This window comes from Acidovorax sp. GW458-11-26-14-TSB4 (genome assembly GCF_059423865.1).
Window position 1 is genome coordinate 63,866 of the sequence record NZ_JBWKYR010000007.1, and the last position, 23,643, is coordinate 87,508.

23 protein-coding genes are annotated in these 23,643 nt (G+C 68.4%); 18 read left to right on the top strand and 5 right to left on the bottom strand.

Annotated features, from left to right (window positions below; all coding sequences use genetic code 11):
• Window positions 1–44 precede the first annotated feature (44 nt).
• Together AC07X5_RS16210 and AC07X5_RS16215 are read left to right on the top strand one after the other, a co-directional pair.
• Window positions 45–1,511: a hypothetical protein gene (locus tag AC07X5_RS16210; protein ID WP_494771162.1), complete on the top strand. Its 1,467-nt coding sequence runs from the start codon at window positions 45–47 to the stop codon at window positions 1,509–1,511.
• 74 nt (window positions 1,512–1,585) lie between these two features.
• On the top strand, window positions 1,586–2,299 hold the full coding sequence (locus tag AC07X5_RS16215; protein WP_494771006.1) for a phosphoglycolate phosphatase: 714 nt from the start codon (window positions 1,586–1,588) through the stop codon (window positions 2,297–2,299).
• Between the two features lie 7 nt (window positions 2,300–2,306).
• Here the strand turns inward: AC07X5_RS16215 and AC07X5_RS16220 are convergent, their stop codons facing one another.
• Together AC07X5_RS16220 and AC07X5_RS16225 are read right to left on the bottom strand one after the other, a co-directional pair.
• Window positions 2,307–3,953: a methyl-accepting chemotaxis protein gene (locus tag AC07X5_RS16220; RefSeq protein WP_494771007.1), complete on the bottom strand. Its 1,647-nt coding sequence runs from the start codon at window positions 3,951–3,953 to the stop codon at window positions 2,307–2,309.
• 227 nt (window positions 3,954–4,180) lie between these two features.
• A complete protein-coding gene (locus AC07X5_RS16225; RefSeq protein ID WP_494771008.1) occupies window positions 4,181–4,771 on the bottom strand; it encodes a chalcone isomerase family protein in 591 nt (196 codons plus the stop codon).
• Window positions 4,772–5,130: 359 nt separating this feature from the next.
• On the opposite strand from AC07X5_RS16225, the gene trpE reads away from it, so the two are divergent.
• From trpE to AC07X5_RS16265, 8 genes are all read left to right on the top strand, one after another.
• Window positions 5,131–6,630 (top strand): anthranilate synthase component I, encoded by a 1,500-nt coding sequence (gene trpE / locus AC07X5_RS16230; RefSeq protein WP_494771009.1) that lies wholly within the window; start codon window positions 5,131–5,133, stop codon window positions 6,628–6,630.
• Window positions 6,627–6,986 (top strand): chorismate mutase, encoded by a 360-nt coding sequence (locus AC07X5_RS16235; protein WP_409962884.1) that lies wholly within the window; start codon window positions 6,627–6,629, stop codon window positions 6,984–6,986. Before trpE ends, AC07X5_RS16235 begins: the two co-directional genes overlap by 4 nt.
• Window positions 6,983–7,567, top strand: a complete 585-nt coding sequence (locus AC07X5_RS16240; protein ID WP_409962882.1) for an aminodeoxychorismate/anthranilate synthase component II — start codon at window positions 6,983–6,985, stop codon at window positions 7,565–7,567. Before AC07X5_RS16235 ends, AC07X5_RS16240 begins: the two co-directional genes overlap by 4 nt.
• The gene (locus AC07X5_RS16245; protein ID WP_494771010.1) at window positions 7,564–8,235 is read left to right on the top strand and encodes a LysE family translocator; all 672 of its coding nucleotides are present in this window, start codon (window positions 7,564–7,566) and stop codon (window positions 8,233–8,235) included. The genes AC07X5_RS16240 and AC07X5_RS16245 overlap by 4 nt, the downstream gene beginning before the upstream one ends.
• A 27-nt stretch (window positions 8,236–8,262) precedes the next feature.
• Window positions 8,263–9,294, top strand: coding sequence for an anthranilate phosphoribosyltransferase (gene trpD / locus AC07X5_RS16250; RefSeq protein WP_494771011.1), 1,032 nt, complete (start codon window positions 8,263–8,265; stop codon window positions 9,292–9,294).
• Window positions 9,295–9,330: 36 nt separating this feature from the next.
• Window positions 9,331–9,885: a hypothetical protein gene (locus tag AC07X5_RS16255; protein WP_494771012.1), complete on the top strand. Its 555-nt coding sequence runs from the start codon at window positions 9,331–9,333 to the stop codon at window positions 9,883–9,885.
• A 69-nt stretch (window positions 9,886–9,954) separates the two neighbouring features.
• Complete coding sequence (gene trpC, locus AC07X5_RS16260) at window positions 9,955–10,755, top strand: indole-3-glycerol phosphate synthase TrpC (protein ID WP_494771013.1); 801 nt, start codon at window positions 9,955–9,957, stop codon at window positions 10,753–10,755.
• A gap of 18 nt (window positions 10,756–10,773) precedes the next feature.
• A complete protein-coding gene (locus AC07X5_RS16265; RefSeq protein WP_409962874.1) occupies window positions 10,774–11,484 on the top strand; it encodes a uracil-DNA glycosylase in 711 nt (236 codons plus the stop codon).
• A 6-nt stretch (window positions 11,485–11,490) separates the two neighbouring features.
• On the opposite strand, the gene AC07X5_RS16270 is transcribed toward AC07X5_RS16265, so the two are convergent.
• A complete protein-coding gene (locus AC07X5_RS16270) occupies window positions 11,491–12,402 on the bottom strand; it encodes a LysR family transcriptional regulator (protein WP_494771014.1) in 912 nt (303 codons plus the stop codon).
• Between the two features lie 165 nt (window positions 12,403–12,567).
• On the opposite strand from AC07X5_RS16270, the gene AC07X5_RS16275 reads away from it, so the two are divergent.
• The 5 genes from AC07X5_RS16275 to AC07X5_RS16295 all read left to right on the top strand — a co-directional run bounded on the left by AC07X5_RS16275 (window position 12,568) and on the right by AC07X5_RS16295 (window position 16,782).
• On the top strand, window positions 12,568–13,551 hold the full coding sequence (locus AC07X5_RS16275; protein WP_409962870.1) for a Bug family tripartite tricarboxylate transporter substrate binding protein: 984 nt from the start codon (window positions 12,568–12,570) through the stop codon (window positions 13,549–13,551).
• Window positions 13,552–13,559: 8 nt separating this feature from the next.
• Window positions 13,560–15,170 (top strand): gamma-glutamyltransferase family protein, encoded by a 1,611-nt coding sequence (locus AC07X5_RS16280; RefSeq protein WP_494771015.1) that lies wholly within the window; start codon window positions 13,560–13,562, stop codon window positions 15,168–15,170.
• Window positions 15,171–15,282: 112 nt separating this feature from the next.
• Complete coding sequence (locus AC07X5_RS16285) at window positions 15,283–15,852, top strand: DUF2975 domain-containing protein (RefSeq protein WP_494771016.1); 570 nt, start codon at window positions 15,283–15,285, stop codon at window positions 15,850–15,852.
• 62 nt (window positions 15,853–15,914) lie between these two features.
• Window positions 15,915–16,157, top strand: coding sequence for a helix-turn-helix domain-containing protein (locus AC07X5_RS16290; protein WP_494771017.1), 243 nt, complete (start codon window positions 15,915–15,917; stop codon window positions 16,155–16,157).
• Window positions 16,135–16,782, top strand: a complete 648-nt coding sequence (locus AC07X5_RS16295) for a hypothetical protein (RefSeq protein WP_494771018.1) — start codon at window positions 16,135–16,137, stop codon at window positions 16,780–16,782. The genes AC07X5_RS16290 and AC07X5_RS16295 overlap by 23 nt, the downstream gene beginning before the upstream one ends.
• Here the strand turns inward: AC07X5_RS16295 and queA are convergent.
• Both queA and AC07X5_RS16305 read right to left on the bottom strand, forming a co-directional pair.
• Window positions 16,769–17,890, bottom strand: coding sequence for a tRNA preQ1(34) S-adenosylmethionine ribosyltransferase-isomerase QueA (gene queA, locus AC07X5_RS16300; RefSeq protein ID WP_494771019.1), 1,122 nt, complete (start codon window positions 17,888–17,890; stop codon window positions 16,769–16,771). The two genes, AC07X5_RS16295 and queA, sit on opposite strands and share 14 nt — an antisense overlap.
• Before the next feature lie 74 nt (window positions 17,891–17,964).
• Window positions 17,965–19,254 carry an HD-GYP domain-containing protein gene (locus AC07X5_RS16305; RefSeq protein ID WP_494771020.1) on the bottom strand — a complete coding sequence of 430 codons (1,290 nt, stop codon included), beginning with the start codon at window positions 19,252–19,254 and terminating at the stop codon, window positions 17,965–17,967.
• Between the two features lie 100 nt (window positions 19,255–19,354).
• Here AC07X5_RS16305 and recG point away from each other — a divergent pair, with 100 nt between their 5' ends.
• The 3 genes from recG to AC07X5_RS16320 are packed head-to-tail and all read left to right on the top strand — an operon-like array spanning window position 19,355 to window position 23,521.
• The gene (gene recG, locus AC07X5_RS16310) at window positions 19,355–21,478 is read left to right on the top strand and encodes an ATP-dependent DNA helicase RecG (protein WP_494771021.1); all 2,124 of its coding nucleotides are present in this window, start codon (window positions 19,355–19,357) and stop codon (window positions 21,476–21,478) included.
• A 1-nt stretch (window position 21,479) separates the two neighbouring features.
• Window positions 21,480–22,559, top strand: coding sequence for a hypothetical protein (locus AC07X5_RS16315; RefSeq protein WP_494771022.1), 1,080 nt, complete (start codon window positions 21,480–21,482; stop codon window positions 22,557–22,559).
• Window positions 22,556–23,521, top strand: coding sequence for a LysR substrate-binding domain-containing protein (locus tag AC07X5_RS16320; RefSeq protein ID WP_184860221.1), 966 nt, complete (start codon window positions 22,556–22,558; stop codon window positions 23,519–23,521). Before AC07X5_RS16315 ends, AC07X5_RS16320 begins: the two co-directional genes overlap by 4 nt.
• Window positions 23,522–23,643: the final 122 nt, after the last annotated feature.

Below are 23,643 nucleotides of genomic sequence, written 5' to 3' on the forward strand. Positions count from 1 at the left end.
GCACCACCCCCACCCTTGTCGCGGCCATCGCTTCTGCCGCCACCATGGTCGCCACCGCCGCCGTGCAGCCCGCGCACGCCAGCAGCCTGGGCAATGCCATCGTCGTGCAGGACCAGGCCGTGCTGCGCGCCGCCCCCCGCGAATCGGCCCAGCAGCAGTCCGCCCTGTGGCAGGGCGAAGTGCTCGAAGTGCGCGGCGAGCGCCTCGATTACCTACAGGTCTGGGACCACAAGCGCGAGCGCGGCGGCTTCATCCGCGCCAGCGAAGTGCGCCGCGTGGCCGAGGGCGAGGCGCAAGCGCCGGCCCTGCTCTCTGTGCTGCGCTTTGTGCGCGACACCCCCGGTGCCGAGGCCCTGGGCATTGGCATCACCGCCGCCTACCTGCAGGCTGCCCCTGCCAGCGCGCTGGCGGGCGAGCAGGGCGCCCAGGCCTTCGATGCGCTGGGCACGCTGGCCGATCGGCTCGCGCGCCGCGCCTCGGCCGCCGCGCCCGGCAAGGCCTCGGGCGCCACGCTGTCGGCCCACCTCGATGTGGCCAACGGCTACGGCGTGCGCTTCACCACCTACGAGGTCGAAGGCCGCATGCAGGTCTGCTACGACGGCGAGGCCTTCCGCCGCGTGCTGGCCATGCCTGTGGCCGATGCCGAGCAGCGCGCCCGCGCCGCCCTGGCGCTGACACGGCCCGAGTGCGTGAACCCCGACCTGCCGGCCCAGGAGCGCGCCCGCGTGCAGGAATGGCAGTCCGAGGTACTCGAACGCGTGGACGTGGCTGGCCTGCCGTCCTATGTGCGCAACCGCATCCAGATGCGCCGCGCCAGCGTGTGGAGCGCCCTGGCCTTCCAGCAGGCGCGCAAGGATGCCGCCGGTCCCGCGACAGCGGCCGCCGCCTCGCGTGCCTTGGCCGAGTTCGCTGGCGTCAGCAAGAACGACCTGCCCGACGAAGACCAGCCTGCCTACAACGACGCCGCCATGCGGGTCGGTGCCGTGCGCTGGGCCCTGGTGCCCGCCAGCCTGCCCCCGGCCCAGGGCAACCGCCCCGGCATCGTGACCGAAGCCGGCGCCCCGGGCGAGACCTGTGTGCTGCTGGTGGACACGCAAAAGGGCGCCAAGGCCCCGCTGGTGCGCCGCTGCACCTACGGCGTGGTCTGGGCCGGCTCGGCCAGCATCAACCGCGGAGGCAATGCCGTCGCCCTGGCCGTGCAGCCCCTGGAAGGCTGGCGCGAACTGTGGGTGATGCGCAAGACCGCCGAAGGCTGGCTGGTCGACGTGCTGCCTCCGGCCGCCACCGCGCCCGAGACCGGCGTGGCCGAATGGGCCGGCTGGGTGCCCGGCGGCCAGCAGATGCTGGTGGCGCGCGAGGCCCGCGGCCAGGGCCGCTACCGCCGCAGCTTTGAGATCGTGCGCCTGGAAGGCCTGGCCACCGAGCGCGTGACGGGCGACGTGGCCACGCTGCCCCTGTTCCAACGCTGGCAGGACCCTTCTTGGAAGCGCCAGACTCTGAGCTTGAGATAAGGCACCCTCTAAAATCCATTCAGGCTGGGCACGATGCCCGGCCTTTTTTGTTCGCCTGTTGAGGAGCCTTCCCCATGTCTGCAACACCCGCCCTGTCCGCCCTGCTGTCCCGCGTGGACGCTGCCATCGTGGACCTGGATGGCACCATGGTCGACACCCTGGGCGATTTCGCGGAGGCGCTCAATCGCATGCTGCGCGAGCTGGCGCTGCCGGCCATCGGCGCCCAGCACATCGAGCACATGGTGGGCAAGGGTTCGGAGCATCTGCTGCGCTCGGTGCTGGCCCATGTGCTGGCATCGGAGGGCCAGCCGGCCGATGCGGCGCAGGTCGAATCGCTGTACCCCGCCGCCTGGGCCAGCTACCAGAAGCACTACCTCGCCATCAACGGCCAGTACGCGCAGGTCTACCCCGGCGTGGTGGCGGGCCTGCAGGCACTGCAGGCCGCAGGCCTGCGCCTGGCCTGCCTGACCAACAAGCCCACAGACTTCGCCGTGCCGCTGCTCGAAGCCAAGGGGCTCGATGGTTATTTTTCGCAGGTCTTCGGCGGCGACAGCTTCGCCCGCAAGAAGCCCGACCCCTTGCCCCTGCTCAAGACCTGCGAGGCGCTGGGCACGGCGCCCGCGCGCACGCTGATGCTGGGCGATTCAAGCAACGATGCGCAGGCGGCACGCGCCGCAGGTTGCCCGGTGGTACTGGTGACCTACGGCTACAACCACGGCCAGCCCGTGCGGGCCGTGGATGCCGATGGCTTTGTGGACGCGCTCGCGGAATTCGCTGCCGCTGCCTGAACCTGGCTCAGGCCGCGATGCGGCGCTGACCGTTCGCCGGCAGCAGGCGCGAGGCCTTGCTGGCCGCGTGGGGCGTGGCGATCGGTATGGCCTGGGGGGCGCCGGCATGGCCCGCGCCGAGGCGGAACACGGCCACCGCCTCCACCAACTGGCCGGCCTGGGTCTTGAGGCTGTCGGCTGCGGCGGCGCTTTGTTCCACCAGCGCCGCGTTCTGCTGTGTGGCCTGGTCCATCTGCGTTATCGCCTCCCCCACCTGGCCCACGCCCGAACTCTGTTCGCTGCTGGCGGCGCTGATCTCGCCCATGATGTCGGTCACGCGGCGGATCGAGGCCACCACCTCGTTCATGGTGGCGCCGGCCTTGTCCACCAGGGCGCTGCCGCGCTCCACGCGCTCCACGCTGGTGCCGATCAGGCCCTTGATCTCCTTGGCGGCCTCGGCACTGCGCTGGGCCAGGCTGCGCACCTCGCCGGCCACCACGGCAAAGCCGCGGCCCTGCTCGCCCGCGCGGGCGGCTTCCACCGCCGCATTGAGCGCCAGGATGTTGGTCTGGAAGGCGATCCCGTCGATCACCGAGATGATGTCGGCGATCTTCCTGCTGCTGTCGTTGATGCCCTTCATGGTGTCCACCACCTCGGCCACCACCTGCCCGCCCTGGATGGCCACGGTCGATGCGCTCATGGCCAGCTGGTTGGCCTGGCGCGCGTTGTCGGCGTTCTGGCGCACGGTGGAGCCCAGTTCCTCCATCGAGGCGGCGGTCTCTTCGAGCGCGCTGGCCTGCTGTTCGGTGCGGGCACTCAGGTCGTTGTTGCCCGAGGCGATCTCGGCGCTGGCCGTGGCCACGCCCTCGGCGCTGTGGCGCACATTGCCCACGATGCTGGCCAGGCGCGCCTGCATCGTGGCCAGAGCCTGCAGCAACTGGCCGGTTTCGTCATCGCGTGTGGCCGCGATGGGGTGGGTCAGGTCGCCATCGGCAATGCTTTCGGCAGCCTGTTTGCCCAACTGAACGGGACGCACGATGGAGCGTGTGACCGTGAAGGCCAGCAACGCGCCCAGCGCCACGGCGATCAGCGTGCCCACGCCCAGCAGCACCTGGCTGGCCTGGGCCTGCGCGCCGGTGTCGCTCTGGCTCGCGGCCAGCTGCGTGGCCATGGCCGTGCGCAGGTCGTCCAGGGTCTTGAGGTACTGGTCCGCCAGGGGTCGCAGGTCCTTGTCCACCAGCGTGGGCACGTTGGGCTCGCCACCGCGGTGCAGCTCGCGGATTTCGGCCAGCTTGTCGTTGTAGGCCTTGCTGGCTGTGGCAATGGTGGCCAACTGCGCGCGGTTCTTTTCACCCTGCACCAGGCCTTCGATGCGCTTCACCTTGGATTCGATGCCCTGCGCCGTGGCCTGGGTGTCGGCCGTGAGCTTGTCCATGTAGTCGCGGTCGATGGCCTTGAGGAAGGCCTCGGTACGCACCCAGTTCAGGCGGATGTCGGCCGCCCAGTTCTCCACCAGGGTCTGCTGCTCGATCTCCTGCGTGGCCACGCGCTCGCTGGCGCTGCTCAGGCTGGCAATGCGCCACATGCCGGTGGCCGCGATCAGTGCCGTGATGAACAGGATGGCGCCGAAGGAAAGGCCCAGGCGCAGGCCGATGGAAAGCTTGGCTTGTTTCATGGTGTGGTCAGGCGCGCGAACAAAGATGCAAGGTCAAAGGGCCAGGGGATGGACGGATCGCTCCTGTGCGCGGTGGCGCGGAGAAGGCCCCGAAGCGGTTGCGGCGGATGGCGCACGCACGCGCGGCCGGGGCTTTGAAGGTTACGCCCGCGGGTTGCGGGCGCCGTGTCTGCCGGGCGACAGAAACGGCTAGGGCTTTCCCGGAAGGGAAAAAGGCGGATGTGGGTTCAGGCGGCAGGTTTGCCCAGAAGCGCATCCTTGAGCTTCCAGTCCGCGGGCGCATTGCCCAGCCAGATACCCATCAGTGCGTTGAAGAACTCGGGCTCCTTGAAGGGCTCGCCCTGGGGCTTGCCCTTGACGGTGATCACGGTGCCCGTGCCGGGAATCCAGTCGATCTGGAACTGGTCACCCGCCACCAGCTTCTTGTGGTCGGAGAAGATCTGGCTCATGCGCATCACGCCGGGGATCAGCTTGGAGAAGGCCGCACGGTCCATGTTGTCCTCCATGCCGCGCGAGAACAGCTTGCCCAGCTCGGTGGAGTCGATCTCGCGCAGCATGGTGATGCTCATGCGCTTGGGGCCTTTCTGTGCCGCCACCTCCTGCGGCGTGCCGGCCTTCTTCTCCAGGTACAGCCCGGCGGTGTAGACCTTGAACACGGCCTTGTAGCGCACGCCGGCTCCGTTGAGCTGCAGCGTGCTGTCGGCCAACTGCTGGGTTTCGTCGTACTTCACGTTGGATACGGTGATCGGCTGCGCCACCGCAGCCCCCGCCAGCAGGCATGCGGCGGCGAATGCAGCGCATCGCTCCATCAGGTTCATGCTTGTCTCCTCAGTTCTTAAAATAGAACGGTCGTTCGTTTCCAATTGTTGCAAGATCGGACGGTGGCTGCAACAGGGTTTTCGAGTGGTCCTTCATGGTGATTGCACGGGAAAAACCGAAAGCGCCAAGACCTTTGCTACACTTTGGCCCATGTTCATTCACCACGTGTTCATCACAGGTTGCAGCGACCGGGGAGCCTGGCCCTGGCGTACGCCTGTCTGCCTGAACGCCTGATGGCACCTGGGCGATCCGCCCCAGCGTGCACCCGTGGCCCTTTTCAGGGCCGATTGAATGAACCGCAGCGCCCCCAATGCCCATTGGCGGGGACTACACGCTGCGACAGCTGGGAGCACTCCCCGTGATCACCGAACTCGAATTCAAAAGCCTGGCCGGCGAAGGCTACAACCGCATCCCGCTCATGGCCGAGGCCTTTGCGGACCTGGAAACCCCGCTCTCGCTCTACCTGAAGCTGGCGCGCACCAAGGAGGGCGGCAAGCACAGCTTCCTGCTCGAATCCGTGGTCGGTGGCGAGCGCTTCGGGCGCTACAGCTTCATCGGTCTGCCCGCGCGCACCCTGCTGCGCGCCAGCGGCTTCGGCGCCGCGGCGCGCACCGAGGTTGTCACCGATGGCCAGGTGGTCGAGACCGCCGAAGGCAACCCGCTCGACTTCATTGCCGCCTACCAGAAGCGCTTCAAGGTCGCGCTGCGCCCCGGACTGCCGCGCTTTTGCGGCGGCCTGGCCGGCTACTTCGGCTACGACGCCGTGCGCTATATCGAGAAGAAGCTCGAAAACTCCTGCCCGCCCGACACCCTGGGCTGCCCCGACATCCTGCTGCTGCAGTGCGAAGAGCTGGCCGTCATCGACAACCTCTCGGGCAAGCTCTACCTCATCGTCTACGCCGACCCGGCCACGCCCGAGGCCTATGCCAAGGCCAAGAAGCGCCTGCGCGAGCTGAAAGAGCAGCTCAAGTATTCGGTGAGCGCCCCGGTGGTCAAACCCACCGAAAGCCACCCGGCCCAGCGCGACTTCGCCAAGGCCGACTACCTGGCCGCAGTGGACCGCGCCAAGGAGTTGATCGCCGCGGGCGACTTCATGCAGGTGCAGGTGGGCCAGCGCATCCACAAGCGCTACACCGAAAGCCCGCTGTCGCTGTACCGTGCGCTGCGCTCGCTCAACCCCTCGCCGTACATGTACTTCTACGACTTCGGCGACTTCCACGTGGTGGGCGCCAGCCCCGAGATCCTGGTGCGCCAGGAGAGCACGCCCGACGGCCAGAAGATCACCATCCGCCCACTGGCCGGCACGCGCCCGCGTGGTGCCACGCCCGAGAAGGACAAGGCGGCCGAGGTCGAACTCATCAACGACCCCAAGGAGCGCGCCGAGCACGTGATGCTGATCGACCTGGCGCGCAACGACATCGGCCGCATCGCCAAGACCGGCACCGTCAAGGTGACCGAAGCCTTCGCGGTGGAACGCTACAGCCACGTGATGCACATCGTGAGCAATGTCGAGGGCATCCTCAACGAGGGCATGACCGCCATCGATGTGCTCCGTGCCACCTTCCCGGCCGGCACGCTCACCGGTGCACCCAAGGTGCACGCCATGGAGCTCATCGACCAGCTCGAACCCACCAAGCGCGGCCTGTACGGCGGCGCCTGCGGCTACCTGAGCTATGCCGGCGACATGGACGTGGCCATCGCCATCCGCACCGGCATCGTCAAGAACGGCACGCTCTACGTGCAGGCCGCGGCCGGCGTGGTGGCCGATTCGGTGCCCGAGCTCGAATGGAAGGAAACCGAGCACAAGGCCCGCGCCCTGCTGCGCGCCGCCGAACTCGTCGAGGAGGGGCTGGAATGACGCGCCGGGCCATCGACCAGGTGCAGCACTGCACCACCATGGCCGACGTGCGCCGCCAGATCGACGCGCTCGACGACATCCTCGTGCCGCTCTTGGTGCAGCGCACGGGCTACATGACCCAGGCCGCACGCATCAAGCAAAGCGACACCCAGGTGCGCGACGAAGCGCGTATCCAGGCCATCGTGGACCGGGTGCGCGAAGGCGCCCTGGCCCAGGGCGGCCAGGCCGACGTGCTGGAAGCCATCTACCGGGGGATCATGGAAGCCTCCATTGCCTATGAACACCGCGAGTTCGCGCGCCTGCGCGCCGGGCACGCCAGCGACGCGGGCGCACAGACCGCAGGGAGCGCAGCATGAAACTCTTGATGGTCGACAACTACGACAGCTTCACCTACAACATCGTGCAGTACTTCGGTGAGCTCGGTGCCGAGGTCGAGGTGCACCGCAACGACGAGATCACGGTGGACGAGATCGCCGCGCGCCTGGCCGCCGGCCAGCTCGACCGCCTGGTGATCTCGCCCGGCCCCTGCTCGCCGGCAGAGGCGGGCATCTCGGTGGCTGCGATCCAGCATTTCGCGGGCAAGCTGCCCATCCTGGGTGTGTGCCTGGGCCACCAGGCGATCGGCGCGGCCTTCGGCGGCACCATCGTGCGCGCGCAGCAACTCATGCACGGCAAGACCAGCGTCATCACCACCACGCAGCAGGGCGTGTTCGCGGGCCTGCCCGAGCAGTTCACGGTCAACCGCTACCACTCCCTGTCCATCGAGCGCGCCACCTGCCCCGAGGTGCTGGCCGTGACCGCCTGGACCGATGACGGCGAGATCATGGGCGTGCGCCACAAGACGCTGGACATCGAGGGCGTGCAGTTCCACCCCGAAAGCATCCTCACCGAGCACGGCCATGCCATGCTCAAGAACTTCCTGGAGCCCCGTCCATGAACATCATCGAGACGCACCAGTTGCTGATGTTCATCGCGGCTGGCTGGCTGCTCAACCTGACGCCGGGGCAGGATGTGCTGTACATCGTCTCCAACGCGCTGCGTTCGGGCACGCGGGCGGGCATCGTGGCGGGCCTGGGCATCACGGCCGGCTGCTTCGTGCACATCTTCGCGGCTGCCGTGGGCGTGGGCGCGCTGCTGGCCGCATCGGCCACGGCCTTCACCGTGCTCAAGTGGGTGGGCGCGGCCTACCTGCTGTGGATGGGCGTGCGCATGCTGTTCGCCAAGGCCTCGGGCGATGGTGGCAGCGGTGCTGCCATCGCGGCCGCGCAGGCGGCACCGGCCACGGCTGTCTCACTGCGCAGTGTGTTCATGGGCGGTTTCTGGACGAATGTGCTCAACCCCAAGGTGGCCATCTTCTTCCTGGCCTTTGTGCCGCAGTTCATCGCGCCGGGCACGGACAGCAAGGCCCTGGCTTTCGTGCTGCTCGGGGTGCTGTTCAACGTCAACGCCATTCCCGTCAACGTGGGCTGGGCCCTGGCCGCCGGCTGGATGGCGCGCCGCGTGGGTGCCGTGCAGCGCAGCATGCACTGGCTCGACCGCATCGCCGGGGCGATGTTCATCGGCTTCGGCCTCAAGCTGGCCTTCTCGGACCGGCCTTCCGCGTAAGAAAAGAACCATTCTGGAGACCGCACCATGTCCATCACCCCCCAGGAAGCGCTGCAGCGCACCATCGAGCACCGCGAAATCTTCCACGACGAGATGCTGCACCTGATGCGCCTGATCATGAGCGGCGAGCTCTCGCCCGTCATGACCGCCGCCATCATCACCGGCCTGCGCGTGAAGAAGGAAACCATCGGCGAGATCACGGCCGCCGCCCAGGTCATGCGCGAGTTCTCCACCAAGGTGTACGTGCCCGACAGCACGCACCTGGTGGACATCGTGGGCACCGGCGGCGACGGGGCCAACACCTTCAACATCTCCACCTGCTCCATGTTCGTGGCCGCCGCGGCCGGCGCCAAGGTCAGCAAGCACGGCGGGCGCGGCGTGTCGAGCAAGAGCGGCAGCGCCGACGTGATGGAGGCCCTTGGCATCCATATCAATCTCACGCCCGAGGCGATTGCCCAGTGCATCGCCGAAGTCGGCATCGGCTTCATGTTCGCGCCCAACCACCACCCGGCCATGAAGAACGTGGCCCCCGTGCGCCGCGAACTCGGCGTGCGCACCATCTTCAACATCCTGGGCCCGCTGACCAACCCGGCCGGCGCGCCCAACATCCTCATGGGCGTGTTCCACCCCGACCTGGTCGGCATCCAGGTGCGCGCGCTGCAGCGCCTGGGCGCCGAGCACGCACTCGTGGTCTACGGCCGTGACGGCATGGACGAAGTGAGCCTTGGCGCCGCCACCCTGGTGGGTGAATTGAAGAACGGCCAGATCACCGAGTACGAGATCCACCCCGAGGACTTCGGCCTGTCCATGTCCAGCAACCGCGCCCTCAAGGTCGACACCCCCGAGCAGTCGCGCGAGATGCTGATCGGCGTGCTCAAGGGCGAGCCCGGCGCCGCACAGGACATCGTCTGCCTGAATGCCGGCGCCGCCCTGTACGCCGCCAACGTGGCCAGCTCGGTTGCCGATGGCCTGCAGAAGGCGCGCGCCGTGATCGCCTCGGGGGCTGCGCTGGCACGCCTGGAGCAGCTGGTGGCGCGCACGCACGCGCTGGCGGCCTGATCCCTACAGCACGGTATGGCAGCACAAGGGTGTCGCATGTTCCGCAACGTCAACGACCTTGCGTCTGCCGTGAGGGAGGACGCCTGCCTCTACCTGCCAGAGCGAGTGCACCAAAGGTCCACCTGGACCCCTCCGTGGAACATCCTGTTCGTTTGGGGAACGGGCTATGTTCTGCTGCTCGTCCTGCAACCCGCAGTCGCCAACGCCTGGTGGGGCATTGCGCTGGTCGTGGCCAGCGGCCTGGGAATGTGCTGGTGGCAGGTGCGGTATTTCACTTACCGGGTGCAATGGGTGCTGGACATGCCCCGGCGCACGCTGCAGCCAGCCCGGGGCGGTCCGGCCATTCCACTTGACCCGGCGCATTCCATCGGCATCATCCCCGGCCCTCCGGACCATGGGGTCCTGTCCTGTGACGTCGAGTTCCGCCACAGAACGGCGGGTCCGATTGCGACCCTGTGCGCAGTGGAACTGCAGTCCTCCGACACCGAAACGCTGTCTATGCAGATGGACACCCTCGACCGGTGCGTGGATGAACTGGTGGGCCGCCTTGGGATTCGACGTTCGGGCGGCCGCTTGATCTCTGTCCATTGACCATTTCCCTGTGCAGAACTGCCATACTGCCCCCGCCCCTAGGGCACTTTTACCCAATCTGGTGTTCACATGTCCGATATCCTCAACAAGATCGTTGCCGTCAAGCACGAAGAAGTCGCCGCCGCCGTCAAGCGCATGCCCCTGGCCGCCATGCGCGCCGATGCCGAGAGCCGCGTGCTCACGCGCGACTTCGAGGGCTCGCTGCGCGCCAAGATCGCCAAAGGCCAGGCGGCCGTGATCGCCGAGGTCAAGAAGGCCAGCCCGAGCAAGGGCGTGCTGCGCGCCGATTTCATTCCGGCCGATATCGCCCAGAGCTATGCCGACGGCGATGGCACGGTGAGCGCGGCCTGCCTCTCGGTGTTGACCGACAAGCAGTTCTTCCAGGGCAGCGTGGATTACCTCAAGCAGGCGCGCGCCAGCTGCCAGTTGCCGGTGCTGCGCAAGGACTTCATGGTCGATGCCTACCAGATCTACGAATCGCGGGCCATGGGCGCCGACGCTATTTTGCTGATCGCCGCCAGCCTCGACGACGCGCAGATGGCCGACTTCGAGGCCATCGCGAAGAGCCTGGACATGGCCGTGCTGGTCGAGGTGCACGATGGCGCCGAGTTGGAGCGTGCGCTCAAGCTCAAGACGCGGCTCGTGGGCATCAACAACCGCAACCTGCGTACCTTCGAGGTGTCGCTGCAGACCACGCTCGACCTGCAGAAGAACGTGCCTGCCGACCGCCTGCTGGTCACCGAGTCGGGCATCCTGTCGCCCGCCGACGTGAAGACCATGCGCGATGCGGGCGTGAACGCCTTCCTCGTGGGCGAGGCCTTCATGCGTGCCAAGGAGCCCGGCGAGGCGCTGGCCAAGCTGTTCGGCTGATACACGCTGGCTACCCCGATGACCGACGTCACCCAACTGCAAAGCGCCGACCCGGCCGACTGGCCCGTGGCGCCCGGCTGGCAGCCGCTGGTCGATGCCTTCTTTGCTGGCGCGCGCGGAAAGGCGCTGCTGGCCTACCTGCAACAGCGCCTGGATGCGGGCGCCGCCATCTTTCCCCCGAAGCCGCTGCGTGCGCTGGAACTGACCCCGCCCGAGCAGGTGCGCGTGGTCATCCTCGGCCAGGACCCGTACCACGGCCGGGGCCAGGCCGAGGGGCTGGCGTTCTCCGTAGCGCCGGGCGTGCAGTTGCCGCCCTCGCTGCGCAACATCTTCAAGGAGATGCAGCGCGACCTGGGCACCGCCTTCCCGGCCTGGCCCGAGCCCGGCGGCAGCCTGGTCAAATGGGCGAAGAACGGCGTGCTGCTGCTTAACACCGGCCTCACGGTGGAAGAGGGCCAGGCCGCCAGCCACTCCGGCAAGGGCTGGGAGGAGTTGACCGACGCCGTGATCCGCCACGTGGCCGAGGGCGAGCGCCCCGTGGTGTTCATGCTCTGGGGTTCGCATGCCCAGTCCAAGCGCGCGTGGATCCCGGCCGACCGTGGGCACCTGGTGCTCACTTCCAACCACCCTTCGCCGCTGTCGGCGCTGCGCCCGCCCGTGCCCTTCATCGGCAACGGCCATTTCGGCAAGGCGCGCGAGTTCCGCCAGCAGCACGAAGGGCGGGCCTGAAGGCTCTCACCACGGACCTGGCAGCCGCTCCTTGAGCAGCTCCAGAAAGGCCTGTGCCGCCACCGGCAGGCTGCGGCCCGCCAGGGTCTGCAGCTCCAGGTCGCGCAGGTCCATGCCCTGGTCGCTGATGGGCAGGGCCACGATGGCACCCGCGGCCACCAGGTGGCGCGCTGCGATCTCGCTGGACACCGACAGCCCGCCCCCGTTCGCCACGAAGTTGAGCATGGTCTTGGCATGGTTGCTCACCAGGACGGGCGCCAGTTGCAGTCCCTGGCGGCTGCAGACGATATCGACCATCTGGCGGATGGTGGTCTCGGGCGGCGGCAGGGCCAGCGGGTACTGGCCCATGCGGGCCAGGGTCACGCTCGCGGCAGTGGCCAGGGGATGCCCCGGGGGCACCAGGGCCAGCACCGGTGCGGTCTGGCGGTAGGCCACCTCGATGTCCTTGTGCGGTGCGCGGCTGAAGCACAGGCCGATGTCCGCCACGCCGCTGCGCACCGCATCGGGCACCTGGGCCGTGGGCAGGGACTGCACCTCGAACTGGATGCCCGCGTGCGTGCGCTGGAACTCCACGCACAGCCGGGGCACCAGCTCGTTGGCGAACGCATCCGAGGTGGCCAGCCGCACCTGGCCCGCGCGCAGGCCCTGCAGCGCGCCGATCTCGCCGAGCGCGCGCTCTGCATCGAGCACGGTACGCCGTGCATGGGTGGCCAGGATCTCGCCGGCCGCCGTGAGCACCATGCCGCGCGGGTGGCGCTCGAACAGCGCCGTGCCCAGCTGCGATTCCAGCCCGGCGATCTGCCGGCTCAGGGCCGAGGCGGCCACATGCAGCCGGGCCGAAGCCTCGGTGAGCGAGCCGCTTTGCGCCACTTCGAGGAAGTAGCGCAGGGCGGTGTCTTGCAGAAGCTGGGCGCGCATGGGAGGGGCTGTGAGGTCGGTTTGCCGTCAATCATCTCAAAAAGCGAAGCGCTTTGCCGTAGCGGCAAAGCCATTTGCTGATTTGGTGGTGGTCATACGACTGCCACATTCCTAAGATGGGGCCTGTTTTGACGGTGTCCCCCTTTCCTTTTTGGAGTGCTTTGTATGCGTCTTTCGTCCCTGCGCCGTGGCCTGTTGGGCCTGGCATGGTTTGCGGCATGGTCGGTGGGCGCGCACGCCCAGGCCCAGTGGCCCGACCGCCCTGTGCGGGTGATCGTGCCCTTCCCGGCCAGCGGCGCCACCGACCTGGTGGCGCGCGTGGTCGCGCAGCGTGTGGCGCAGGACCTGGGCCAGCAGATGGTGGTGGACAACCGCCCCGGTGCCGGCGGCACCATCGGCTCCGCCGAAGCCGCCAAGGCGCAGCCCGACGGCTACACCTTGCTGCTCACCACCAGCAGCACGCATGCCATTTCGCCGCACCTGATGCCGCGCCTGGCCTATGACGCGCGCAAGGACTTCACGCCCGTCGCCCACCTGGCCGACGCGCCCAGCGTGCTGCTGGTGACCAACTCGCTGCCCGTGAAGACCGTCGGCGAACTCATCACCTACGCCAAGGCCAACCCCGGCAAGCTCAACTACGCCACCAGCGGCAACGGAACCATCGTGCACCTGAACGCGGCCGCCTTCAGCGCCCAGGCGGGTGTGGAGATGACGCATGTGCCCTACAAGGGCACGGCGCTGGCCATCCCCGACCTCGTGGCCGGGCAGACGCATGTGCTGTTCGACTCCCTGCCCACCGGCATGCCGCACGTCAAGAACGGCCGCCTGCGCGCCTTGGCCGTGACCAGCGAAAAACGCAGCGCGCTCGCGCCCGAGCTGCCCACCATGGCCGAATCCGGCCTGCCCGGCTACTCCTCGGTGACCTGGTTCGGCGTCTACCTGCCTGCCGGCGCCAAGCCGGAGCTGGTGGACCGTGTGCACAAGGCCTTTGCCAAGGCCATGCAGTCGGCCGAAGTGGCCGAAGGCCTGGCCAAGCTCGGCGTGGAACCTGCCGCGCCCAGCACCCCCGCCAAGTTCGCGGCCATGGTGCAGGCCGACAGCGCCCGCTGGGCCACGGTGATCCGCCAACACAAGATTGCCCTGGAGTGAGCGCACCGATGATCGACCGTACCAACGACCTGGACTGGACCCTTCCCTACGCATCGAACCGCAGCGCCGTGATGGGCCGCAATGTGGTCTCCACCTCGCAGCCGCTGGCCGCGCAGGCCGGCCTGCGCATGCTGCTGGCCGGCGGCAATGCCGTGGATGCGGCCATCGCCGCCGCCATGGCGCTCACCGTGGTCGAGCCTACGGGCTGCGGCATCGGCAGCGACGGCTTCGCCATCGTCTGGGATGGCAAGGAGCTGCATGGCCTCAACGCCTCGGGCCGCTCGCCGGCCGCGTGGACTCCTGGCTACTTCGCCGAGCGCGGCGGCCTGCCCGAGCTGGGCTGGAACGCCGTCACCGTGCCTGGCGCGGTTTCGGCCTGGGTGGCACTGTCCAGGCGCATGGGCAAGCTGCCTTTTGCGAAACTGGCCGAACCTGCCATCGACTACGCGCGCAACGGCTTTCCCGTCTCGCCCACCATCGCCCGCCTGTGGGCACTGGGGGCCGCCAAGCTCGGTGCCCAACCGGGCTTTGCCGAATGCTTCATGCCCGGTGGCCGCGCGCCACGGGCCGGCGAGATCTTCCGCAGCGAGGCCCATGCGCGCACGCTGGAGCTGATCGCCCAGACCGAAGGCGAAGCCTTTTACCGCGGCGAACTCGCGCGCCAGATGGTGTCGCATGCCCGCGCCCACGGCGGCGCCATGACCGAGGACGACCTCGCATCGCACCAGGCCGACTGGGTGGGCACCGTGAGCCAGCGCTTCGGCGATTCGGTGGTCCATGAAATTCCGCCCAACGGCCAGGGCATCGCCACGCTGATGGCGCTGGGCATGCTCGAATCCCATGGCATCGGCGGCCAGCCTCTGGACAGCGTGGACACGGTGCACGCCAGCATCGAGGCCATGAAGCTCGCGCTGGCCGATCTGCACGAATACAACGCCGACATGGACGCCATGCAGAAGGTGACGCCGCGCGACCTGCTCGACGAGGCCTATCTTCAGCAGCGCGCGCAACTGATCGACGCCGCCCAGGCCGGCGACCCTGGCCACGGCACGCCGCGCCCCGGCGGCACGGTGTACCTGGCGGCGGCCGATGCCTCGGGCATGATGGTCTCGTTCATCCAGTCCAACTACATGGGCTTCGGTTCGGGCGTGGTCGTGCCGGGCACCGGCATCAGCCTGCAGAACCGTGGCCACGGCTTCACCCTGGCGCCCGGCCATGCCAACGAAGTGGCGCCGCGCAAGCGCCCTTCGCACACCATCATCCCGGCTTTTGCCATGCATGCCGACGGCACGCCGCAGATGGCCTTTGGCGTGATGGGCGGCCCCATGCAGTCCCAGGGCCACCTGCAGATGGCCCTGCGCGTGCTGCGCTACGGCCAGAACCCCCAGGCTGCGGCCGATGCGCCGCGCTGGCGCGTGACGGGCGGCAAGGGCGTGGCGGTGGAACCGGCCTTCGACCCCGCCGTGGTGGCAGCGCTGCGCGCGCGCGGCCATGAGGTCACGGTGGAAGAGGGCAATGGCGTCTTCGCCTTCGGTGGCGCACAGCTCGTACTGCGCCAGGGCGAGAGCTATGTCGCGGGCTCCGACCCGCGCAAGGACGGGCAGGCGGTCGCGTTCTGACCGTTTGCCTCCACCACAGGCCAGCCCCCCACACCGGGCTGGCCTGTGTGCTTTTTGATTTCTGTATGGCAGAATATTGTTATTGTTTTACAGAAAACATGAGGCAATCACCATGGCATCCATCCAGAGCCCGGCCTTCCGCCGGCTGTCGCGCGGCCTGCATGCGCTGACCCTGCTGTGCGCCCTGGCGGGCGTTTGCTTTTCCGTGGCCCGCTGGCTGCTGCTCGGCCGGGGTGAATCGGGCGCATTCGCGCAGATGCTGCTGCCTGCGCAGGCGCTGCAGGTCGGCATCGGGGTCCCCGCGCAGATCGACGCGGCCTGGCGCCTGGCGGGCCTGGCCATCGAGTGCCTGCCCACCGCCGCCATGCTGTTCACCGTCTGGTGCCTGCACCGCATCTGCACCGCCTTCCTGCGCGGCGAGGTGTTCGGGGCTGCCGTGGTGCGCGGCTTTCGTGGCGTGGGCTGGGGTTTCATCGCCATGTTCGCGGCCTCGCTGGTGCATGGCGCGGCGGTGACGGCGCTGCTGTCCTGGCTGGCCTCGGGGCAGCGCGGCGGGCAGGTGGCGCTGTCGGTGGGCTCGTTCGAGATGAGCGTGCTGATCGTGGGGCTCATGATGTTGCTGCTGGCCCATGTGATGGCCGAGGGCCAGCGCCTGCAGGAGGAGTCGCATGCATTTGTCTGAGCACGCAATGGCGCCTTGCCTTTTCAGTTCACACCAGGGCATGCGCCGGAAAGGTGGCCACCGTGCCCATCGTCGTCACGCTCGATGAAATGCTGGTGCGCCGCAAGGTGAAATCGCGCGACCTGGCGGCGCACGTGGGCATCACCGAGGCCAACCTCTCGCTGCTCAAGAGCGGCAAGGTCAAGGGAGTGCGCTTCGAGACCCTGGCCGCCATCTGCGACTACCTGCAATGCCAGCCGGGCGACCTGTTGGCCTGGGTGGCGCAACAGGGCGGTACTGCCGATGGCGACGCTGCCACCCCCTGACCGCTCCCGCCCGGGCTGGCGCCTGGGGAGTGCGGTGGCAGCTTCGCTGCTGCTGCACGGGGCGGCGCTGTGGTGGCTGCTCGGTTCCGAACTGGCCAGGCGAGCGCCCGTGCCACAGCCCAGGCAGTCCATGGAAATCCTCTGGATCACGGCGCCACCATCGGCCCCGCAGGCCGAGGCGGCAGCGCCCCGGTCGGTTCAAGCTGATGCCAGGCCGCCAACCGGCCTGGCACGCGAGGCCCGCAGTGCTCCCCCGCCCGCCGTGCTGGCATTGCCCGAGGGCAACGGGCCCGGCATGGCGGCCATCCCCGTTCCTTTGCCCCCTGCATCGGATGCCCGCGATGAGCCCCCCGTGCAGTGGAGCCCCGAGGGCGTGGCCCGTGCGGCGCGGCAGGAACGGGAATGGCAGCGCCGCCACGGCACGCCATCGGCTGCCGCGCTGGCGGCAGGCCAGGCGCCGCGGGCTCTGGGCACCATGTCCGAACAGGAGTGGCAGAACCACGCCACCGGCCGCGTGACCCGGGTGGAGAGCGAGGCGGGTGTCTACTGCGTGCGCCTGCCTTCGGCCAACCGCCTGCCGGAGGTCGGGGCCGCCCCGCGCATCGCGGCCGTCACGAATTGCTGAGGGGTGTGCGTTCGCGTTCCAGCAGCATCGAGTCGCCGTAGCTGAAGAAGCGGTATTGCTGCGCAATGGCGTGGCGGTAGATGGCCTGGATGCGCTCGTAGCCTGCAAAGGCGCTCACCAGCATCATCAGCGTGCTTTTGGGCAGGTGGAAGTTGGTGAGCAGCAGGTCCACCACCTGGAAGGCGAAGCCCGGGGTGATGAAGATGTTGGTATCGCCCGAGGCCTGGCCGCTGCGCGCCCAGGATTCGAGGGTGCGCACCGTGGTCGTGCCCACCGCCACCACCCGGCCGCCGCGCTGGCGGCAGCGCTCCAGCGCTGCCAGCGTGGCCAGCGGTACCTCGTACCACTCGCTGTGCATCTGGTGCTCGGCCAGGTTCTCGGTCTTCACGGGCTGGAAGGTGCCGGCACCCACGTGCAGGGTCACGCTGGCACGCTCCACGCCGCGTTCGGCCAGGGCCGCCAGCACGCCCTCGTCGAAGTGCAGCGCCGCCGTCGGGGCGGCCACGGCACCGGGCGCACGCGCGAACACGGTCTGGTAGCGCTGCGCGTCCTCGGCCGCATCGGGGTCGTGCTCGGCATTCTGCTGGCGCTCGATGTAGGGCGGCAGCGGCAGATGGCCGTGGCGCTCCATCAGGTCGTGCGGCGTTTCGCCGGCCGGCCCTTCGAGCGCAAAGCGGAACAGCGGGCCGTCCTCGCCGGGCCAGCGCGAGAGCAGCGTGGCGTTGAAGCCGCCGCCGTGCAGGCCGCCCGCCATGTGCACCACGGCGCCGGGCAGAGGCTTCTTGCTGACCTTCATGTGGGCCACGACCTCGTTGCCCAACAGCACGCGCTCGATCAGCAGTTCCAGCTTGCCGCCGCTGGCCTTCTCGCCAAAGATGCGTGCCTTGACCACGCGCGTGTCGTTGAAAACCAGCAGGTCCCCCGGCTGCAGCAGGCCGGGCAGTTCGTGGAAGATGCGGTCCACCGGGTCCGCGGCGCGGCCATCGAGCAGGCGCGACGCACTGCGCTCGGCGGCGGGGTGCTGGGCAATGAGTTCGGGGGGCAGCGAGAAGTCGAAATCGCTGAGCGTGAAATGGCGCGGGGCCGCAGGCGTGCTGGAAACGGTCATGGAAGCTTGAGGGCCGGACGGGCCCGTACCAAGTTGGGAAAAACAGGGGCGCTATTTTCCCACGTCCGGGCGGCCTACCAGGCCTGTCCGGAAAATCCGGACCACAGCTCGTTGAGGTCCGGGAATTTCCACTTCTCCGGGTCCTCGCGCGCCACGATCTTCTCCGTGCTGCCGGGGATCGCCAGGTCCACCACCTCGGGCGGAATGCGCAGGTCCGACTTGGTCGAGAAGAAGACCTTGACCTTGGGCGAGGTCAGCGACTGCGCGCCCTGCTCGGTCACCACGCCGATGCGCCCGGAGCTCAGGCGCACCAGCGAGCCCACCGGGTAGATGCCAATGCTCTTGACGAAGGCCTGGAACAGCCGGGGGTCGAAATGGCCCTTGGTCCACTCGGCCATGCGGCGCAGCGATTCGGCCGGATCCCAGCCAGACTTGTAGGGCCGGTCGGAGGTGATGGCGTCGTAGACATCGCAGATGGCGGTCATGCGCGCGATCAGGCTGATCTGGTCGCCCTTGAGCTTGTCGGGATAGCCCGAGCCATCCATCTTCTCATGGTGGTGGCGGCAGGCGTCGAGCACGGCATCCTCCACGGCTCCGCCTTCCTTGAGCATCTCATAGCCTTCGGCCGGATGGCTCTGGACCACGGCGAACTCGGCATCGGTCAGCTTGCCCGGCTTGTTGAGCACGGCCAGCGGAATGGCCGCCTTGCCCAGGTCATGCAGCAGCCCCGCCATGCCGGCGCTGCGGGTGTGCTCTTCATTGAGGTTGATCTGCTTGGCCAGCGCCACCATGAGGGCGCACACGGCCACCGAGTGCATGTAGGTGTAGTCGTCGGCCGTCTTCAGGCGTGCCAGGCTGATCAGCGCGCCCGGGTTGCGCGTGACGGAGTCCGAGATTTCCTCCACCAGGCCGCGCGCGTTCTCCGGGTTCACGGCCTTGCCCATGCGCGCCTCCTTGAACATGGAGACCATGGCCTGCTTGGCTTCGCCGCAGATCGAGGCGGCCGCCAGCAGTTCGCTGTGCATGCTGGCAGGGGCCTTGCCGCGGGACTGGCGCCGGGCGGGGGCCGGAGGCGGAGGAGGATCGACCACCAGGGGCGGCAGGTTCTCCAGCATGCTGAAATCCGTTTCCACCTGGATGTCGGCTTCCTCGCGCGAAACGGAACGCACCCCCGCCGCCACGTCCAGGCCCTTGGAGGTATCGATCCACACCTCCTCGATGCTCGTGCTTTTGATGCGCGCCAGGTCCTTGGGATCCTTGAGAACGAATTTGGCGCGCCAAAATGGATGGTCCATCCACGAGCCGCAGAAGTCGTGCAGGTACATGCCCAACGTGAGATGCTGAATACTGATGCGCTTGAGCATGGAAACTGTCCAGATCGCCAGGGCCTGCCAAAACCAGGTAATAAACAGTAACCATGTTAGCCTTTTTGGCCCCCGAATCCTTCGTATTTCCGGATAACCCTTGAACACAACGCCCGCCGCTCCCAGGGCACCCTCTACCGCCAGTGTTGCGCAAAAGGCACTGCACAAGCTGGGTCTCGTGCGCGACATCGATCTGGCCCTGCACCTGCCGCTGCGCTACGAGGATGAAACCCGCATCACGCCGCTGTCCAGTGCGCGCGATGGGCAGATGGTGCAGATCGAAGCCACCGTGACGGCCTGCGAGGTGCAGCTGCGCCCGCGCCGCCAGCTGCTGGTGCAGGTCGAGGATGCCTCGGGCTCCTGCGAGCTGCGCTTTTTCAGTTTCTACCCTTCGCACCAGAAAACCATGGCCGTGGGCGCCCGCCTGCGCATCCGCGGCGAGGTCAAGGGCGGCTTCTGGGGGCGGCAGATGCTGCACCCGGCCTTCCGCCAGGCCGGCGGCGAACTGCCCGCCGCCCTCACGCCCGTCTACCCCACCACGGCAGGCCTGCCGCAGCCCTACCTGCGCAAGGCGGTGGTCAGTGCGCTCCACCGGGTGGACCTGTCGGAAACCCTGCCCCCGGGTACGGAGCCACCCTACGCGGTGTTCCGGCGCGACGGCGGCAGCTACCGCGCGTTCAACCTGCGCGAAGCGCTACAGTTCCTGCACCATCCCACGCCCGACGTGTCGCTGTCCACCCTGGAGGACCACAGCCACCCGGCCTGGCAGCGCCTGAAGGCCGAGGAACTGCTGGCCCAGCAGCTGTCTCAGCAGCAGTCGCGGCGCGAGCGCGACCGGCTGCGCGCCCCGGTGCTGCGCCCACGCAAGGCGGAACGCGGTGTGTTGCCCCTGCACGAGCAGCTCATGGCCGTGCTGCCCTTCGATCTGACCGCCGCCCAGCGGCGCGTGGGGCAGGAGATCGCCCAGGACCTGGCCCGCCGGGTGCCCATGCACCGCCTGCTGCAGGGTGACGTGGGCTCGGGCAAGACAGTGGTCGCCGCGCTGGCCGCCACCATCGCCATGGACGCCGGCTGGCAGTGCGCGCTGATGGCGCCCACCGAAATCCTGGCCGAGCAGCACTTCGCCAAGATGATCGGCTGGCTGGAGCCGCTGCTGGCCGCGCATGGCCGCCGGGTGGCCTGGCTGGTGGGAGGGCAAAAGAAAAAGGACCGCACTGCCATGCTGGCCCTGGTGGAGAGCGGCGAGGCCGCCCTGGTGGTGGGCACGCATGCCGTGATCCAGGACCAGGTGCGCTTCAAGAACCTGGCGCTGGCCATCATCGACGAGCAGCACCGCTTCGGGGTGGCGCAGCGTTTGTCACTCAGGCAAAAGCTTGCCGCGCAGGGGATGGAGCCGCATATGCTGATGATGAGCGCGACGCCGATCCCGCGCACCCTGGCGATGAGCTACTACGCCGACCTGGACGTTTCCGTCATCGATGAACTACCCCCAGGGCGCACCCCCATCGTCACCAAACTCATTGCCGATAGCCGCAAGGACGAAGTGATCGCTCGCATCGGCGCCCAGGTGGCGGACGGCCGGCAGGTCTACTGGGTGTGCCCACTGATCGAGGAGAGCGAGGCCCTGGACCTGAGCAATGCCACGGCCACCCATGCCGACCTCAGCGAGGCCCTGCCCGGCGTCATGGTCGGCCTGCTGCACTCGCGCATGCCGGCCGCCGAGAAGAAAGCAGTGATGGCGCTTTTCAGCAGCGGGCAGATGGGTGTGCTGGTGAGCACCACGGTGATCGAGGTCGGCGTGGACGTGCCCAATGCCTCGCTGATGGTGATCGAACACTCCGAGCGCTTCGGCCTGTCGCAGCTGCACCAGTTGCGCGGGCGTGTGGGGCGGGGGGCGGCGGCATCGGCCTGTGTGCTGCTCTACTCCACCAACGACAGTGGCCGCGTGGGCGAGACTGCCAAGGAACGCCTGCGCGCCATGGCCGAGACCAACGACGGCTTCGAAATCGCCCGGCGCGATCTGGAGATCCGCGGCCCCGGCGAATTCCTCGGCGCGCGGCAGTCAGGCGACGCGCTGCTGCGTTTCGCCGACCTGGCCACCGACACCCACCTGCTTGAATGGGCGCGCGAACTGGCCCCCGTGATGCTGGACCGCCATGCCGAACTGGCCGAACGCCACGTCATGCGCTGGCTAGGGGGGAAATCCGACTACCTCAAGGCATGACATGGACACTTCACCCAACCCCAGCGCCCAGTGGGTGCGCGACCCCGCCTACCTCGCTGCCGCCGTGCGCCTGGCCCACCTGGACCGCCCGGCCGGCCTGCGCTTCATGGCCCCGTTGCTCATGACAGTGCTGGTGGCGCTGATGTTCTCGCCCTGGGGCATCCTGTCGGTGCTCTCCGGCTGGGGCAGCTTTCTCACCCATCTGCCCGCGATGCTGATGTTCCTGGTGCTGATCGCCCTCGCATCCTCGCAGGCCTACCCGTCCATGCTGCAGGCCAACCTGCGCCGCTACGCGTTTGCCGGCGACCGGGCCCGGTGGGAGGCCTGCGCCGAATGCCTGCATTACCGCGTGGAGGGGCCCGATGGCAGTGAGCGCCACGAAGCGCGCTCGCGCTGGAGCTGGTGGAGCGTGCTGTCCGTGGACCCCACAGGCCTGCGCCTGCACCGCCCCGGCTCGGTGGAAGCCTATGCCATTCCCTGGGACACCTGGCAGGCCGCCACCCCCGAGGCGCGCGCGGGCGAGCAGGCCGCCGTGGTGGAACTCGCCCGCGCAGCCGGCGTCCGCGTGCGCTGCATGGCGCGCTGGGACCGGGCCGGCCTGGCGGGCGCGCTGGCCGGTTTGGCCGTGCTGCTGACCCAGTGGATGGCGCTGTGCTCCATCTTCGCTGCCTTGCCTTTCCTGCGGCGCTGGGACATCGGTGCGCTGCAGGCTTCCGCCATCGACACCTTCTGGTGGGCGGGCCTGCTGCTGGCGCCCCTGGTGCTGGCCTTGCACCTGGGGCTGGCGGCATGGCAGCAGCGCCGAACGGGAGCGGGCAGACCCGTGCCCGCGCTCTGGCCGCACCTGGTTCTGGCACTGGGGTGGGCGGCATTGCTGCTGGTGGCGCTGGAGTCGCTGCGCGCGCTGGTTTTCGACGACGCGCTGGCCGCCAGCCGGTATGCCGCACCCCTGCCGGTGGTGATCGGCGCGGTGCTGGCCCTGCTCGTTGCCCTGGTGCTGCACCGCGCTGGCGTGGCGTACTGGGCGGTGAGGCGCGCGGCGCTGCACAATGCAGGGTCAACCCGTCTGGAATCTCCATGACCCTCACCGAACTCAAATACATCGTCGCGGTGGCGCGCGAAAAGCACTTCGGCCACGCTGCCGATGCCTGCTATGTGTCGCAGCCCACGCTGTCGGTGGCCATCAAGAAGCTCGAGGAAGAACTCGATGTGAAGCTGTTCGAGCGCAGCGCAGGCGAAGTCACCGTCACGCCCCTGGGCGAGGAAATCGTGCGCCAGGCGCAGAGCGTGCTGGAACAGGCCGCCGCCATCAAGGAAATCGCCAAGCGCGGCAAGGACCCGCTGGCCGGCCCCCTGACCCTGGGCGTGATCTACACCATCGGCCCCTACCTGCTGCCCGACCTGGTGCGCCACTCCATTGCCCGCACCCCGCAGATGCCGCTGATGCTGCAGGAGAACTTCACCGTCAAGCTGCTGGAAATGCTGCGCACCGGCGAGATCGACTGCGCCATCCTGGCCGAGCCCTTCCCCGACACCGGCCTGGCCATGGCGCCGCTGTACGACGAGCCCTTCATGGCGGCCCTGCCGGCCAACCACCCGCTGGGCACGCAAAAATCCATCTCCGCCGCCGAACTCAAGAGCGAGACCATGCTGCTGCTGGGCGCGGGCCACTGCTTTCGCGACCATGTGCTGGAGGTGTGCCCCGAATTCGCGCGCTTTGCCAGCAATGCCGAAGGCATCCGCAAGTCCTTCGAGGGCTCCTCGCTCGAAACCATCAAGCACATGGTGGCCGCCGGCATGGGTGTCACCCTGGTGCCGCGCCTGTCGGTGCCACGCGATGCGCTGCTCACGGTGTCGCGCCGGCGCAAGAGCGACGAGAACTACATCCGCTACGTCCCCATCCGCGAAGACGACGGCAGCCCGCCGCCCATGCGCCGCGTGGTGCTGGCCTGGCGCCGCAGCTTCACGCGCTACGAGGCCATTGCCGCGCTGCGCAATGCGATCTATGCCTGCGAATTGCCGGGCGTAACGCGGTTGTCCTGACAACCCTTGCTGCTGGCGCGCTGGGGGCCGGCGGCGATACACTTTCGCCGCGCGGGGTCCTGCCCCGCCGGCGCTCCCGTACCGCGGCGCCGGTGCTGCGGGTTGGCGCCACATGCCACCCG

Coding starts and splice junctions, on each gene's coding strand:
- AC07X5_RS16210 (WP_494771162.1), top strand. CDS start 45: ATGGTCGCCACCGCCGCCGTGCAGCCCGCGCACGCCAGCAGCCTGGGC.
- AC07X5_RS16215 (WP_494771006.1), top strand. CDS start 1,586: ATGTCTGCAACACCCGCCCTGTCCGCCCTGCTGTCCCGCGTGGACGCT.
- AC07X5_RS16220 (WP_494771007.1), bottom strand. CDS start 3,953: ATGAAACAAGCCAAGCTTTCCATCGGCCTGCGCCTGGGCCTTTCCTTC.
- AC07X5_RS16225 (WP_494771008.1), bottom strand. CDS start 4,771: ATGAACCTGATGGAGCGATGCGCTGCATTCGCCGCCGCATGCCTGCTG.
- AC07X5_RS16235 (WP_409962884.1), top strand. CDS start 6,627: ATGACGCGCCGGGCCATCGACCAGGTGCAGCACTGCACCACCATGGCC.
- AC07X5_RS16240 (WP_409962882.1), top strand. CDS start 6,983: ATGAAACTCTTGATGGTCGACAACTACGACAGCTTCACCTACAACATC.
- AC07X5_RS16245 (WP_494771010.1), top strand. CDS start 7,564: ATGAACATCATCGAGACGCACCAGTTGCTGATGTTCATCGCGGCTGGC.
- trpD (WP_494771011.1), top strand. CDS start 8,263: ATGTCCATCACCCCCCAGGAAGCGCTGCAGCGCACCATCGAGCACCGC.
- AC07X5_RS16255 (WP_494771012.1), top strand. CDS start 9,331: ATGTTCCGCAACGTCAACGACCTTGCGTCTGCCGTGAGGGAGGACGCC.
- trpC (WP_494771013.1), top strand. CDS start 9,955: ATGTCCGATATCCTCAACAAGATCGTTGCCGTCAAGCACGAAGAAGTC.
- AC07X5_RS16265 (WP_409962874.1), top strand. CDS start 10,774: ATGACCGACGTCACCCAACTGCAAAGCGCCGACCCGGCCGACTGGCCC.
- AC07X5_RS16270 (WP_494771014.1), bottom strand. CDS start 12,402: ATGCGCGCCCAGCTTCTGCAAGACACCGCCCTGCGCTACTTCCTCGAA.
- AC07X5_RS16275 (WP_409962870.1), top strand. CDS start 12,568: ATGCGTCTTTCGTCCCTGCGCCGTGGCCTGTTGGGCCTGGCATGGTTT.
- AC07X5_RS16280 (WP_494771015.1), top strand. CDS start 13,560: ATGATCGACCGTACCAACGACCTGGACTGGACCCTTCCCTACGCATCG.
- AC07X5_RS16285 (WP_494771016.1), top strand. CDS start 15,283: ATGGCATCCATCCAGAGCCCGGCCTTCCGCCGGCTGTCGCGCGGCCTG.
- AC07X5_RS16295 (WP_494771018.1), top strand. CDS start 16,135: ATGGCGACGCTGCCACCCCCTGACCGCTCCCGCCCGGGCTGGCGCCTG.
- queA (WP_494771019.1), bottom strand. CDS start 17,890: ATGACCGTTTCCAGCACGCCTGCGGCCCCGCGCCATTTCACGCTCAGC.
- AC07X5_RS16305 (WP_494771020.1), bottom strand. CDS start 19,254: ATGCTCAAGCGCATCAGTATTCAGCATCTCACGTTGGGCATGTACCTG.
- AC07X5_RS16315 (WP_494771022.1), top strand. CDS start 21,480: ATGGACACTTCACCCAACCCCAGCGCCCAGTGGGTGCGCGACCCCGCC.
- AC07X5_RS16320 (WP_184860221.1), top strand. CDS start 22,556: ATGACCCTCACCGAACTCAAATACATCGTCGCGGTGGCGCGCGAAAAG.